Genomic DNA, 12,396 nt, shown 5'->3' with positions numbered 1-12,396 from the left:
GACGGGGGTGGGGGAGGGGCGGACGTCCATGGGTGGCGCTTCTTCCTGCTCTCGACTGCCGGGAGCGCGACCACCCGGCGCCGATGCCGCGGGCTGCCCGGGCCCGCGCCCCACGGCGGAACCGCCGTCCAGCATCGACCCCGTCCCTCGCACGTCGCAAGACGAACGTCCTGAGTGGTGGGCACCTACCCGGACGCAGAGGTAGGCCAGGTGGGGCTTGAACCCACGACCGACGGATTATGAGTCCGCTGCTCTGACCGGCTGAGCTACTGGCCCTCGTGCGCCGCCCAGGGTAGCGGCCGGAGGTCCCGGTCCGGGTCCGGACCGGCGGCTACCGTGGAGGACGTGCCGCTCTTCTCCCGCCGCCCCGCCCTGCCCGACGCCGTGCGCCGCGCCCTGCACCTCGCCCCCGGCGACCGCGTCCTCGCCAGCGCCGCCGTCCCCGGGGACCGGTGGTTCGCCGCCTCCCGCGAGGCCCTGCACCTCGTCGACGGGGAGACCGTGACCCGGCACCCCTGGACCGACGTCGACCGCGCGTCCTTCGCCCCCGAGCCGCCCGCCATCACCGTGCACTGGGTCACCGGCGCCGTCCAGGAGATCGCGCTGACCCCGCCCATCCCCGTGGCGTTCGCGCAGATCTTCCGGGAGCGGGTCCAGCAGTCCGTCGTGCACGTCGAGACCGTCACGCCGCCGCGCAGCGCGCCCGTGCGGGTCGTGCTGCGCCGGGGCGAGGGCGGTGACCTGTTCACGCAGGTCATCGGCCCGGGCACCGTCGACGTCGCCGACCCGCACGTCCGCGCGGTCCTGGAGGACGCGGAGGAGCGGGTGCGCGCCGCCGCAGGGCTGCGCGGGTGACGCAGGTCATCCCGACCGGCGACGCCAGGGTGTGCGGAGCACCCCCCGGACGCTGCTAGAGTTCTTCCCGCACGATCCCTCGTAGCTCAATTGGCAGAGCATCCGACTGTTAATCGGACGGTTGCTGGTTCGAGTCCAGCCGAGGGAGCGTAGAGCCCCCGTCAGGTCCGTCCTGGCGGGGGCTCATCTCTTCCCCGAAGAGGAAGCCCACCGAGACGCCGAGTGCGCCAGCGACCGCGATCAGGTCCTCTGCGAACCAGGGGCGCTCGCCGCGCAGCTTTCGGGAGAGCGACGCCTGCTGCATCCCGATCCGGGGTGCCAGTGCGGTCTGCGAGACGCGCTGTCGCCACATGAGCTGGTGCACACGCTCGCCGATAGCCATGTCGATGGACTCGTGTCCCGCGGGAATCGCCATGTCGCCAAACTACGACACAGTGCGCCATGGCACAAGAGTGCTCAGACGACAAGACCATGTCGGAGCGGCTTGAATTTCGTCCGGCGGCGCCCTACTGTGGCGCACTATGACGGAGCGACCTACCGAAGTCGATGCGGAGTGGCTGACGAAGGGGGAGGCGGCGGCGGTGCTGCGCGTCAGCCTCCGCACGCTCGACCGCTACTCGACGAACGGCAGCCTGCGCCCGAGTAGGACGCCTGGCGGGCACCCGCGGTATCGCCGTCGGGACATCGAAGCCTTGCTCGAGCCGAGGCCCGATCGAGTGGATGTGAAGCAGTGACCTCCGCGGCCACCTCTCCGGGCGCCGTGGCTGCCGGAGGCGGTGGGTTGCGGGTGGTGCGGTTCGTTGGGGTGTGCGCGTGGTGCGGTGCAACGGTCGAGGTGCACGCCTACCCGACGAGCGGGAGTGGCCGGGGCCGTGCTGAGGGGTACGACCTCGGGTCGTGTCCGGTGTGTGCGGTGCTGATGCCCGTGGAGCTGGAGCCGGTGCGATGAGCGCCACCGACCCGACCACGACCTCAGGCCAGGTCGACGCCGGCGGTCCGGGTTCGGCGTCGGGTGAGGCTGCGATGTTGTCGGTGGACTCGGCCCGGGAGGTCACCCAGGCGATCCGTGCGTGTGTGGCGCGCACAATTGAGGTCCTCGGCGAGGTCGACGACCTCGTGACCCGGGCCTACGCGGGGCGGGTGTGGATCCCGCTGGGGTACGCCTCGTGGGAGGCGTACTGCGCGGGCGAGCTCTCGGATGCCCGGCTGTGGGAGTCGGTCACCCAGCGTCAGGCCGCCACCTCGCGGCTGCTCGGCGCGGGCCTCTCTCACCGAGCCGTCGCGGCGGTGCTCGGGGTGAGCAAGGGCACGGTCGGGGCGGATGCCGCGGCGGTATCGACTGCCCAGAATCGGGCAGTCGATAGCGCTGACGCGGGTGCCGGGGACGGGTGTTCAGTCGGGTTGGACGGGCGGGTGCGGCCCGGATACCGCCTGGACACCGCCCAGGGACGGGCACGTCAGGAGACGGTCCTGGCGCTGCGGGCCCAGGGTCGCACGCAGGTGCAGATCGCTGGTGAGCTCGGGGTCGCGCAGTCCACGGTCTCGGCGTATCTCGCCGCGGCGGAGGCGCGAGGGCTGTTGGACCCGGCGTCGCTGCTGGCCGGGGCCAGCGCCGAGGGCGCGGACGTCGAGGCTCCTGTCGGTGAGTCCGGCGGCGCTGGTGTCCACGACACGCTGCCCCGGGAGGGGAGTCAGGGTGCGGGCGTCGTTGCGCGTTCGCGCGCGGGTGCGTTGCTGGCTGAGGCGCGGATCCGTGCTGAGGCGTTGGCGGGGCACGTGGGGGTTCTGCGTGCTCAGGTCGTCGACGCCGAGGAGTGGACGGCTGATGGGCTGTTCGCCGCGGACGTCGACGTCGCGGTCGGGCGGGTGCTGGCCGAGGTGTCCGGTGAGCTCGCGTACGTGCTCGGGCACCTGGACCGCTGTCCAGAGTCGGTGCCGGTGCCGCCGGACGCATACGTGCACGTGCGTCGGGCGCACCGGGTGCGGCAGATCGCCGACGCCCTGGCGAACGGTGCCAGCCCTGCGGAGATCGCGGCGGACCTGGGCATCGGGGTCGACGCGGTCCGCAAGGTCGCGGCGGAGCTCGATGCGCTGCCCACCGACCGTTGGGTGCGCCGCGAGGCGTCCGGGAACCCGGGAGCGGTGTCGTGAGCGCCGACGTCGGGCAGCACGACCACGGCCACGACCCCGGGGAGGGTGCGAGCAAGACGGCTCCCGAAGCGCGGCTGGGGACGTGGGCGGGGCTGACGGTGTGGTCGGGCGCGTGGGCGCTGGTCGTCGTGCTCAGCGCGGCCGCGCAACGGATCGAAGCCGTTCCCGGGTGGGGGGTGCCGTGGTTGATCACGGCGCTGTGCCCGGTGCTGCTCAGGCGCCGCCGCGAGCAGCGCAACGCCGTGCGGTTGTGGTGGTGGTCGCTGGTGCACGCCGGGTCGCACCTGGCCTGCCTGATCGCCCCGGTCGGCCCGGCCAGCGCGGTTGCCGCGGTGGTGGGGGTGGTGGCGTCGGTGTCGCTGGGCGTGGCGACCCGATCAGTCGTGGTCTGCGCGTTCGCGGCTGTGCTCAGCGCGCTGGCCGTCGCGGGAACGCTCGCGGCGCTGGGTGCGGCCTGAGTCGCCCGGTCAGGGGCGTGAGGAGACACGGGACGTAGGCGGGAACGTCCGCGCAGCGGTGCGCGGGTCCAAGGACGAGGAGAACGACGTGGAGATGGACATGAGCACCCCGACTGACGCGGACGTCAGGATCACGACCGACACGGTCGAGCGGTCCCGGGGCCGTGAGCTGGCGGGGCGGTGTGCGGGGTGCGCGGCGAGCGTGCTGGTGTTCCGGGAGTTCGACGACGGTCCCGGGCTGTGTGACCGCGAGGTGATGTGGGACTGCGGGAACGGGTTCGCCAAGTGCTACCTGTGCGGCGGACAGGTCGTGTGGTCCAGTCTGGCGCCGACCCGGACGTCCAGGCCCGGGTCTGGACGTGCGGCCGAGGCGCGGGGTGGGTCGTGATCGGCGCCGCCGCGACCAAGGCGCTCGAGGCGCTGAGCGGGCGCACCGGGCCGTGGCTGGCCGCGGCAGCCGAGCAGTCGGGTGGCGGCCCGGAAGGGTTGACCTTCGAGGCGGTGGTCGAGGGTGTGGACCGAGTGTTTTCGTGGATCGGCGGGGCGCTGTGGGTCGTGGTGATCGTGGGCTTCGCGCTCACGCTGGGGATCCCCCGCAGCGAATCTTCATCCGGGTGCCTCCGGTGCCCGTGCCCGTGCCTGTGCTCGTGCGGCTGCGCGTGTCAGTCGCCGGGCCGCGGTGGGCGGGCGGGCAAGAACCGCAGGGGGCGGTCGTGAGCGCGCTCGAGGTGACGCCGTCGATGCCGGGCCCGCTGTGGTCGCTGCTGTTCTGCTTGGCGTTCCTGGCCCTGGTGGCGGTGCTGGTACTGATCTGCGACCACCTGTCGCGACCCTCCACGCAGGGGCGGCAGTGGCTGGTGCTCCTGGGAACCGGGTTGTTCGCGTGCGTGTGGGTGGCGCTGCTGGTCCTCGCGGCCCTGACCAGCGGCCCGGAGCAGGACACCCCGGGCGTTGAGGGCCTCGGAGGGGCCTGGTGAGCGCGCAGGGCGCCCGGGCTGGGGGCACGGGCAGCGACGCCCGCTCCCGGGGCGCACAGCGCGGCGCCTCGACCCGGTCGGGGTTCGCCGGTGCGATGTGGCCGGGCCTGGTGCTGTCCGCGCTGCTGGCGGCGTTGGCGTTCGCGCTGTCGTTCTCCGCGCTGCGTGCGGTGGGTGTGGCCTCGGGGATCGAGGTCCGGTTGGGGTGGATGTTCCCGTTGATCATCGACGGGTTCATCCTGCTGGCGACCTGGGCGGCCTGGCGGTTCCGCACCCAGGGGCTGCGCGGGGCGTGGTACCCGTGGGCCGCGTTCGTGGTGTTCTCCGCGGTGTCGATGACCGGCAACGCCCTGCACGCCCACCCGGTCCAGGTCGAGGCGATGCTCCTGGAGCCGTGGGCCGCCACGGCGTTCTCGACCGTCCCGGCCGTGGCGCTGCTGCTGGCCTCACACATGCTGCTGCTGATCACCACCCACACCAGCGGCGGTGACCGCGCGGACACTCGCACCGACCTGGCTACGGTGCACGACACCGCGCCGGCTGCTGGCCAGGACGCCGTGTCGGTCGTCGATGACCGCGCCGGGGCCGGGCTGCTAGCGCGTGGGCCCCAGGCCCAGGATTCGTCCGGTCCCGCTGGCCCGGGAGCTGCCGACCGCGCGCCGGCCGCTGCGCGGCCGCCCGGGACAGGCTCTGGCCCAGGTTCGGGCGGCGGCTTCCGCGGGCAGGCTGGCGCGTCCCCGGTGCCCGCGGTGCACCGGGCGTCTGTGCGGGGGTCGCTCGCCCCAGCGCTGGGTGCGCTGGTGCCGGGTCCAGGGGTGCGGCACCTGGCGGTGGTGACCACCGCTGAGCCCGCCGCGGTCCTCACCCCCGAGCGCCCACTCGCCCCCACTGCGGTGGCGACGTCGAGGCCCGCTGCTGGTGTGGCGCGTGCCGGTGGGGCGCTGGGCGCGTGGGTGGCCGAGCGTGCGGCGGCCGGGGAGCCGGTGACCGGCGCCGACGTGGTGGCTGCGGGCCTGGCCGGGTCGGCCACGACCGCCCGGCGGCACCTGCGCGAGCTGCGCGCCACTCACCCCGAGGTGTTCACCCCCACCGGCACACCCTCCGGGGGGCAGCGAGGCGACGAACGACAAGGAGCCCTGTGATGGCCCGAGATGATCACGACGCCAGGTCGACCGCGCCCGCGCAACCCTGGCTGCGCCACGGCACTCGGGCACTCGCAGAGATCGGGTTCTGGGTGCCCTGGGGTGCGGGCCTGCTCATCGGGGCCTGCGCCGCCGCGGGGATGCTCGCACCGGCGCTCGCGAACTGCGACCAGCCCATCGACCCCTGGGTGTGGGTCGTGGCCGGGCTGGGGTTCGCGGACGTGGCCGTGATGTTGGGGATGCTGGCCGGCTTCGGGCTGCTCGTGCTCCAGGAGAAGGTGGAGCGGCGCTATCGGCGCACCCGGGTGTGGAAGGCCGCGCGGGGCCTGCCGCCCGAGGTGCTGCGCGCGCACGTCGCCGGTGAGCTCGCCGAGGGACGGCGCGGCGCGGACATGTGGGCGCCGCAGGTCCCGGGGTTCGGGCAGCGGGCCGGGGCGGTGGCTGCCGCGGTTGTCGCGACCCCAGTTCAGGTGGCAGCCGTGACCCTCGCTGTGGGCGTGTTCGGGTGGGTGTGGGCGCCGGTCGCGTTCCTGGCGTTGCCGACCGCCATGGCCTTGGTCTGGGCCGTGGACGTCGCGTGGACGGCCGCCGGGGACTGGTGGCACCGCCGGCGCGCGCGGCTGGCCCGGGCCAGGTCGGTCGCCGCGGTCGCCGACCTCCTGCGCGACGAGACCGTCGCCGGCTCGCCCGGCGACCTGCTCGGCGATCAGCCCGGCGCGCCTGCCGGGGATGTGGCCGGGGCGCATTGCCTGGGGTGCTCGACGCGCGACGCGGCCGGGCGCAGCACGTACATCCACCCGCCCCTCTCTTGAGCGCCCTGGCCCTGACCTGCCGAGAGACCAACACCACCGCGAAGGAGAACGACCCGAGATGAGCCCGACCACCACAGGTGAGTCCATGACCGTCGCCGAGCGGGCCCGTCGCCTCGGCCCGCAGGCCAGGGTGCGCGTCACGGTGCGGCCGCGCCGAAGCGCTCACGGGCGAGGTTCGGCCGACAAGACCTCGGGGGTCGACGACGTTGCGATCGACGATCGGAACGGGCACGAGGTCCTCACGCTCGCCGAACCCGAGGACGAGCGCGCGGGACTGCCGGACGTCGACGTGCGGGCGATCTGCATCGCCGCCGGATGCACGGAAGTCTTCGTCTCCGCCCGGTACTCCGAGGTGTCGAGGTGGATGGACGCCCACGCGGCTGGCACCGCGCACGACCCCCGGTGGCCGGTGACGTTCCAGCTGCAGTTCGGGTCCGGTCTGCCGGGTGTCGAGTACCGGTCGTCTGTTGCCGACCCGGCCGCCGCGGTGGTGGCGTGAGCGCCCCGCACGGCCCCGATGAGCAGGTCGCCCGGGCACGCACTTCGGGCCAGGTGGCGGGCACGACGGTGGGCTCGGCGGGCTCGGTGACGGCGGGCTCGATGGCCCGCGTGCATCGGGCCGGCGGACCAGGTCCGTGGCAGCGGTGCGAGGCGGTGTGCGAGGAGCTGGGGTTTCTGGGGGCTGCGGGCTCGGGGCTGCTTGTCAACGTCGGTGTTGCGGTCGCCGTGCAGCGGCTCGACGTGCTGGAGATCTGGGTGCCGGCTCGGCCCGTGGCGGTGCTCGTCGCGGTCGTCGTCGGGCTGGTGGCGGGTCTGGTCGTCGGCCTGATGCTCGGTGGGCTGGGGCTCTGGGTGGCGGAGCGCTACTACCGGGGTCGGGTGTGGATGGCTGCCCGCGAGCTGCCGGTCGAAGAGCTGCGCAGTCACGTCGATCTCGAGAGATGGCAGGGCAGATCGGCGGCGGAGATGTTGCCCCCCGAGGTGCCGGCGCTGCGCCAGCGCGCTGCCCTGATCGCCGCCGCGGCTACCGCTGCGCCGGCGCTGCTTGGGCCTGTGCTCGCCTGGGCGCCCGTGGTCGGGTGGCCCTGGGCATGGACAGCCGTGCCCGCGGTGCCCGTCGCGGCCTGCGTCGCTGGGGCGGCCGTAGGTGCCTTCCTCATCGCCGAGGACTGGTGGTCGCGGCGCCGAAAGCGGTTGGAGCGGGAGCGCTCGTTCGCTGCGATCGCGGACCTGGTCGCTGAGCCTTCGCAGCGGGGAGACGGTCGCTGATGAACGCTGGACGACGTCCCACGCCCGGAACGCCCCGGCGGCCGGTGGGACCGGTGACCGCAGACCTGATGGCCCGCCTGCGTCGGCACTACATCCGCCCGGGTGCCCGCTTGGCCGGTGGGGTGTTCCTCGACGAGGTCGGGTGGAACGGCAGCGCCGGCACGTCGCGGGCCGATGCGTTGTTCGTCGGGTTCACCTCTGCCTCGGGGCGGGTGCTGATCGGCCACGAGGTCAAGGCGAGCCGGGCAGACTGGCTGGCCGAGCTGTCCAAGCCGGGCAAGGCGGACCCGTGGGCAGATCAGTGCCACGCCTGGTACCTGGTGACCGCCCCCGGCGTCGTCCGGCCCGGCGAACTGCCCGTCGGGTGGGGGTTGATGCTCCCGGGCCGGACCCGCACCCAGATGCAGGTGGCCACGCCGGCGCAGGTGCGCCTCGAGCGCACGCCGTCGTGGGACGCGGTGCGCTCGATCATGGGCCGCCTGGACACCCTGCAGGCCGAGGCGCGCGTCTCGATCCGCGCGTCCGAGCGAGCGCGGGTCGCCGACGAGCTCGCGGGCCACGACCAGGCGCTGCAGGAAGCCCGGGACGCGGCCCGGGTCCAGCGTCAACATCTGGTCGCCCGGCTGGAGGCCGTGGAGGAGGCCCTCGGTGGGGTGGTCCTGGTCGACCCCGACGGTCGGCCACCCCGCGGACGGCAGGTCACCGCGGACGAGCTCGCCGACCTGGCGGCGCTGCTGCGGGTCCATCGTGACCTGCGCGAGGCCGCCCGTGCCCTGGCGGGCCGGTACCCGGTGGACACCGCTCGGCTGCGCGCCGCGGTAGACGACCTCGACCAGGCGCTGGCAGCCGCCCGCGCCGTCGTGCCCTCGACCACCACGGTCACACCCTCGGACCAGGGCGGGGCGCTACCGACGTCGCGGGCCGGTGCCGCTCCGGCGCCGACGGCGCTCGAGCTCGTGCCGGGAGCGTTCCAGGACCCTCTCGACTTCGGCCAGGCACCGGCATGACCCGCCGGCTCCTTCCCGTCACGGGCTGTCGGGGCGCCCGTGAGGGCCGCTCGCGCGTGGGGCTGGTCCTCGGGTCCGTTCGCCTGCTCACGGAGGTGGCGTGATGCCCGCGCGTTTTCAGATGTCTCGCCAGCACCCCTGGGCCAGGGACAACCCGGAAGCGGTGATCGTCGACCGGCGAACGCGGTGGGGCAACCCCTACCGGGTCGGGGACATCACCCCGGTGTGGCGCGACCGGTACGGGTGGGGCTTCGTGCACACCCGGGCCAGCGCGGTCGAGGCGTTCGCCGACTACGCACAGTCCCGGGGTGCGCCCTACACCCGCGCCCTGGTCGCCGAGCTCGCGGGCCGGGACCTGGCCTGTTGGTGCCCGCTGGACCAGCCGTGTCACGGCGACGTCCTGCTGCAGATCGCGAACCGCACCGGCGGTGAGGGCCGGTGAGCGCCGCCCACCAGGACGCCGGCAGTGGCGGCCCGCGGCCTGCGGCGTGCACCGACGTCGGTGAGGTCCTGCGCCGTGTGGTGCGCGATCTCGACACGGTGCAGGTCGCCGCGCAGGCGGCGCACGGGGGCAACCGCGACGTCGCAGAGCGCGAGGTGCTGGCCCAGGTCGTTACGGCGTGCACGACGGCGTGGGTGCACGCCGGGCACGCCGCAGCCCTGCTGGACGCGCACGCCCCGGAGCGGACGTGACTACGCCCGCGAGCCCGCCCAGTCACCCCGCTGGCGGCCCGGACCGCGCCGGGCGGCAGGACCTGGTCCCGGCGTCGACCGAGGAGGCACGGGTGCGTGCAGGGTTGCCGGATGCGGAGCTGCGGGCCGAGCTGGTCACGTTCGCCGCGGCGCGCCTGGCACGTGCAGGCGCGCGCTCCCCGGCGGTGCGCTCGGGACTGGGCGACGTGCACGCCGCCGCGCAAGACGCGGTGGGCGATGCCCTTGAGGTTCTGTGGGCGCGCCGCGCGGCCTTCGCCGGGGTGCGTGACCCGCGTACCTGGGCGTTCGGGGTCGTGCGCACGTGCTGCGCCCGGGCGGCCCGCGCTGCAGCGCGCCGCGGGCTGCGCGAGATGCCGCTGGGCGACTGCGAGGAGACCTGGCCCCGTCCCGCATGGCGCACGGGCGAGGCGGAGAACACCGCCGCGCCCTCGGGCGTTGGCGACGGCGGCACGGGACCCGGTGCTGGTCCGGTGGCCGGGGTGTGGGCGGTGCGCGCCGCGCTGTGCACGCAGGTCGGCCCACTGGTCTGGGAGCTCGTGGTCGAGGTGGCCTGCGGGCCCGGTACACCGCGCGCCCTCGCGCTGCGCGAGGCCCTGGCGAGCCAGGCGCGCGCCGCCGCGGACGGCGAGGGCGTGGACGTCGCGGCGGTGCTCGGCGCCGCACGCGTGCCATTGCACGCCTGGGCTCGCGCGCGGACAGAGGCCGGCCTGCCCCTGGACCCCACGGTGGCCCTCGCCCACGGGGTCGGGACCGGGCTGCTGCGCACCCGTCGAGCGCTGGCGACGTGGTGGATGACCACCCGCCCCGGCCCGGTCGACGTCGACGCGGTCGTCGCGGCCGGGCTCGTCGACGACCTGCCGCCCACCCAGCAGGCCGCGTCCGCGGCCGCGGTGCTCACCTGGTGCGCCCCGCAGCTCCCCGCCACGGCCCCGACGTTGGCTCAGACGCCGACGGCCCGCATCGGTCCGGGGTGCCAGACGCACCCAGGAGCCGCGGGGCCCCGTCGCCGCGGCGGGGCCGACGTGCCGGCCGTGCTCGCCCTGGCGGGTGGTCGTCGCGGCGTCTGCGCACCGACTGACGTGATCGCTGTCGACGCGCCTGCGGGCGCCCGTCCCCGACGGGACGGGTGAGGCCGGCCCGCCCCAACCCACAACCCCAGACCGCTGCACCCCGCCTCGGCGGGGCCATCGCCGCGCCCGCACACCGGCCCGGCCCGCGCGGCGTGCACCTGGACGACGTCGACCCGCCCCACGCGGATGCGGGAGGTGCCTCGCTGGGGTCCGGCGCTGCGGTGGCGTCGCGGGTGCGGGCGCGTCCGCAGCAGAGCGCGCGGTTGCACGAGTGGGCGCAGCGCGCGGCGGCCTCCGGTGGGCGTCTGTCCCCGCAGCGCGCCGCGGCGGCGTGCGGGACCTCGACCGGGTTCGCCGCCCGGGTCCTGACCGAGCACGTCGCCCGCGCCGCGGCCGAGGCCGGCTGCTCGGCCGGGCCCGACGATCTCCTCGCCGCCGGGGTCCTGGACGACGTGCCCGTGGCGGAGCGCGGCGCGCAGGCGCGCTGGCGGTGGCGGACCTACGTCGCGGCCCTGGCCGCCGCCGACGAGGACCTGGACCGCGACGCCCGTGCCGGAGCAGCTGCAGGGGCGGGCGCAGCGGTCGAGTCCGGTTCACGAACGGACGTGCGTCCGGGGCGGGGCGCGCGGCCGTCGCCCGCGCGTGAGACGTCGATCTGGCGCGTGTGGGCTGCCGCGTTGGCCTGCGGCGGGCTCGTCGCGGGTGGGCAGCGGGAGTTCCTGGCTGCGGTGCGTGCGCACCCGGCGTTCGCCACGTGCACCCAGGCGCGGTGGGCGCGCATCTGGGCGATCGCGCGCGAGCTCGCGTTCTGGGCGGACCACGACACCATGACCACCCGCCCCACCCACGCGGTGCTCGCCGCGGCCGCGGGGTGCAGGCCGCGCACCGTGTCCCGGGTGGTCGCCGAGCTGCAGGCCGCGGGCCTGCTGGGCCTGGTCGCCGCCGGGCAGTCCGGGTTCACCCGCACCGATGCCCGGCCCGAGGCAGGATCCTCCGCCCCACACGACGGCGGGACCGGCCAGGACACCAGTGCGATGGGGAACTTGGCGGCGGTGTACGTGCTGTGTGTCCCGGCGCCAACGGCCCACGACGACCAGGCGGAGACCGAGGCCTGGGCGACCTTCGACGACGTGCCGCTCGTCGACGTCCAGGACCCGTGGGACGGGCAGGGGTGGGCGCTGCTGGACGCCGTCGACGCCGACCAGTCTCGCGGCGACGACCTTGCCGACGAGGTCCGGACCGGGGCCGGCTCGGCGAGCGAAGGTGCCCGCGGCGAAGGCGGGCCGGACGCCTCGTCGCCGGAGCCTGTGGACAAGTTTGGCGACCCTCCGACCCTTGGGTCTTGTGTCGAACTCACCGACGTGCGCGCGCGGGGAAGCGAACCCCTGGCGGACGCCCTGCGGGCGCAGCCGACGGGCGCTGCCGCGCCGTGCGGCCCGAGTCCGCGACCAGCACTGGCCGCTTCCCGGCTTGCGGGCGGGTCGTGGCTGGGCACAAGCGGCCAGGACGAGCCTGGGTCCCCGGCTTGGGCTGTCAACCCCACCTCCAGCACCCGACCGGCCCCGTCGTCGGGGTTCACGCGCTCGGGGTGGGTGAGCGGGACCCGGCGCGCTGCCAGGGCGCATCGCCGGACCGTGGCCGGTGCGCTGATCGCCGCCGTCCCCGACCTCGCCGCGCTCGGGGCACCAGCGCTGGCCGCGATCGTCCGAGACCACGTGGGCGCCGGGTGGACCGCGGGCGACCTGCACCACGCGCTGGACTGGACACCCACCGGCACCCGGCACCCCGGCGCGCTGCCCTCGCAGCCCGCCCCGGCCACCGCGACCGAGACCGGGCGGCGGAGCTTGGCCGCCGAGATCGCCGTGCGGCGGGCGCGTGACGCCCACGCGGCGCGGCTGGCCGCGGTGGTCACCTGGCGCCTGGGCGCCTGGCGCGACGTCC

The 12,396-nt window shown here is 75.3% G+C and carries 16 protein-coding genes and 2 tRNA genes; 16 read left to right on the top strand and 2 right to left on the bottom strand.

The window, feature by feature from the left end:
* Positions 1 to 202: 202 nt before the first annotated feature.
* Positions 203 to 276 (bottom strand) — tRNA-Ile (locus EBM89_RS10465).
* Positions 277 to 345: 69 nt separating this feature from the next.
* On the opposite strand from EBM89_RS10465, the gene EBM89_RS10460 reads away from it, so the two are divergent.
* Positions 346 to 855 (top strand): hypothetical protein, encoded by a 510-nt coding sequence (locus EBM89_RS10460; RefSeq protein WP_122149392.1) that lies wholly within the window; start codon positions 346 to 348, stop codon positions 853 to 855.
* A 75-nt stretch (positions 856 to 930) separates the two neighbouring features.
* A tRNA-Asn gene (locus tag EBM89_RS10455) sits at positions 931 to 1,003 on the top strand.
* On the opposite strand, the gene EBM89_RS22545 is transcribed toward EBM89_RS10455, so the two are convergent.
* Entirely contained in the window at positions 965 to 1,237 is a 273-nt protein-coding gene (locus EBM89_RS22545; protein WP_369408644.1) for a helix-turn-helix domain-containing protein, read from the bottom strand. The genes EBM89_RS10455 and EBM89_RS22545 overlap by 39 nt on opposite strands.
* 139 nt (positions 1,238 to 1,376) lie before the next feature.
* On the opposite strand from EBM89_RS22545, the gene EBM89_RS10445 reads away from it, so the two are divergent.
* From EBM89_RS10445 to EBM89_RS20890, 14 genes are all read left to right on the top strand, one after another.
* On the top strand, positions 1,377 to 1,589 hold the full coding sequence (locus EBM89_RS10445) for a helix-turn-helix domain-containing protein (protein ID WP_122149377.1): 213 nt from the start codon (positions 1,377 to 1,379) through the stop codon (positions 1,587 to 1,589).
* 562 nt (positions 1,590 to 2,151) lie between these two features.
* Positions 2,152 to 3,006 (top strand): LuxR C-terminal-related transcriptional regulator, encoded by an 855-nt coding sequence (locus tag EBM89_RS10440; protein WP_158609637.1) that lies wholly within the window; start codon positions 2,152 to 2,154, stop codon positions 3,004 to 3,006.
* A complete protein-coding gene (locus tag EBM89_RS10435; RefSeq protein WP_122149375.1) occupies positions 3,003 to 3,464 on the top strand; it encodes a hypothetical protein in 462 nt (153 codons plus the stop codon). Before EBM89_RS10440 ends, EBM89_RS10435 begins: the two co-directional genes overlap by 4 nt.
* 384 nt (positions 3,465 to 3,848) lie before the next feature.
* Complete coding sequence (locus EBM89_RS10425; protein WP_122149373.1) at positions 3,849 to 4,181, top strand: hypothetical protein; 333 nt, start codon at positions 3,849 to 3,851, stop codon at positions 4,179 to 4,181.
* On the top strand, positions 4,178 to 4,441 hold the full coding sequence (locus EBM89_RS10420; RefSeq protein ID WP_122149372.1) for a hypothetical protein: 264 nt from the start codon (positions 4,178 to 4,180) through the stop codon (positions 4,439 to 4,441). Before EBM89_RS10425 ends, EBM89_RS10420 begins: the two co-directional genes overlap by 4 nt.
* Positions 4,438 to 5,583, top strand: coding sequence for a DUF2637 domain-containing protein (locus EBM89_RS10415; RefSeq protein ID WP_122149371.1), 1,146 nt, complete (start codon positions 4,438 to 4,440; stop codon positions 5,581 to 5,583). Before EBM89_RS10420 ends, EBM89_RS10415 begins: the two co-directional genes overlap by 4 nt.
* Positions 5,583 to 6,395 (top strand): hypothetical protein, encoded by an 813-nt coding sequence (locus tag EBM89_RS10410; protein ID WP_147463522.1) that lies wholly within the window; start codon positions 5,583 to 5,585, stop codon positions 6,393 to 6,395. Before EBM89_RS10415 ends, EBM89_RS10410 begins: the two co-directional genes overlap by 1 nt.
* A 58-nt stretch (positions 6,396 to 6,453) precedes the next feature.
* On the top strand, positions 6,454 to 6,894 hold the full coding sequence (locus EBM89_RS21220) for a hypothetical protein (protein WP_158609636.1): 441 nt from the start codon (positions 6,454 to 6,456) through the stop codon (positions 6,892 to 6,894).
* The gene (locus EBM89_RS10400; RefSeq protein ID WP_158609635.1) at positions 6,891 to 7,664 is read left to right on the top strand and encodes a hypothetical protein; all 774 of its coding nucleotides are present in this window, start codon (positions 6,891 to 6,893) and stop codon (positions 7,662 to 7,664) included. Before EBM89_RS21220 ends, EBM89_RS10400 begins: the two co-directional genes overlap by 4 nt.
* Positions 7,665 to 7,717: 53 nt before the next feature.
* Positions 7,718 to 8,671: a hypothetical protein gene (locus EBM89_RS10395; protein ID WP_199732063.1), complete on the top strand. Its 954-nt coding sequence runs from the start codon at positions 7,718 to 7,720 to the stop codon at positions 8,669 to 8,671.
* 103 nt (positions 8,672 to 8,774) lie between these two features.
* On the top strand, positions 8,775 to 9,113 hold the full coding sequence (locus tag EBM89_RS10390; protein WP_122149367.1) for a DUF4326 domain-containing protein: 339 nt from the start codon (positions 8,775 to 8,777) through the stop codon (positions 9,111 to 9,113).
* Positions 9,114 to 9,193: 80 nt separating this feature from the next.
* Positions 9,194 to 9,364 (top strand): hypothetical protein, encoded by a 171-nt coding sequence (locus EBM89_RS10385; RefSeq protein ID WP_158609634.1) that lies wholly within the window; start codon positions 9,194 to 9,196, stop codon positions 9,362 to 9,364.
* 92 nt (positions 9,365 to 9,456) lie between these two features.
* Positions 9,457 to 10,515: a hypothetical protein gene (locus EBM89_RS10380; protein ID WP_147463520.1), complete on the top strand. Its 1,059-nt coding sequence runs from the start codon at positions 9,457 to 9,459 to the stop codon at positions 10,513 to 10,515.
* Positions 10,516 to 11,351: 836 nt separating this feature from the next.
* Positions 11,352 to 12,396, top strand: a 1,045-nt coding sequence (locus EBM89_RS20890; protein WP_199732062.1) for a hypothetical protein, incomplete at its 3' end; no start/stop codon positions are given.

Origin of the sequence: Cellulomonas triticagri (assembly GCF_003696205.1) — a bacterium.
In the GTDB taxonomy this organism is placed as follows: Bacteria; Actinomycetota; Actinomycetes; order Actinomycetales; family Cellulomonadaceae; genus Cellulomonas; species Cellulomonas triticagri.
The sequence above is the reverse complement of the archived record's forward strand: the minus strand, read 5'-3'. Positions and strand labels throughout refer to the sequence as shown.

Coding starts and splice junctions, on each gene's coding strand:
- EBM89_RS10410 (WP_147463522.1), top strand. CDS start 5,583: ATGGCCCGAGATGATCACGACGCCAGGTCGACCGCGCCCGCGCAACCC.
- EBM89_RS21220 (WP_158609636.1), top strand. CDS start 6,454: ATGAGCCCGACCACCACAGGTGAGTCCATGACCGTCGCCGAGCGGGCC.
- EBM89_RS22545 (WP_369408644.1), bottom strand. CDS start 1,237: ATGGCTATCGGCGAGCGTGTGCACCAGCTCATGTGGCGACAGCGCGTC.
- EBM89_RS10390 (WP_122149367.1), top strand. CDS start 8,775: ATGCCCGCGCGTTTTCAGATGTCTCGCCAGCACCCCTGGGCCAGGGAC.
- EBM89_RS10445 (WP_122149377.1), top strand. CDS start 1,377: ATGACGGAGCGACCTACCGAAGTCGATGCGGAGTGGCTGACGAAGGGG.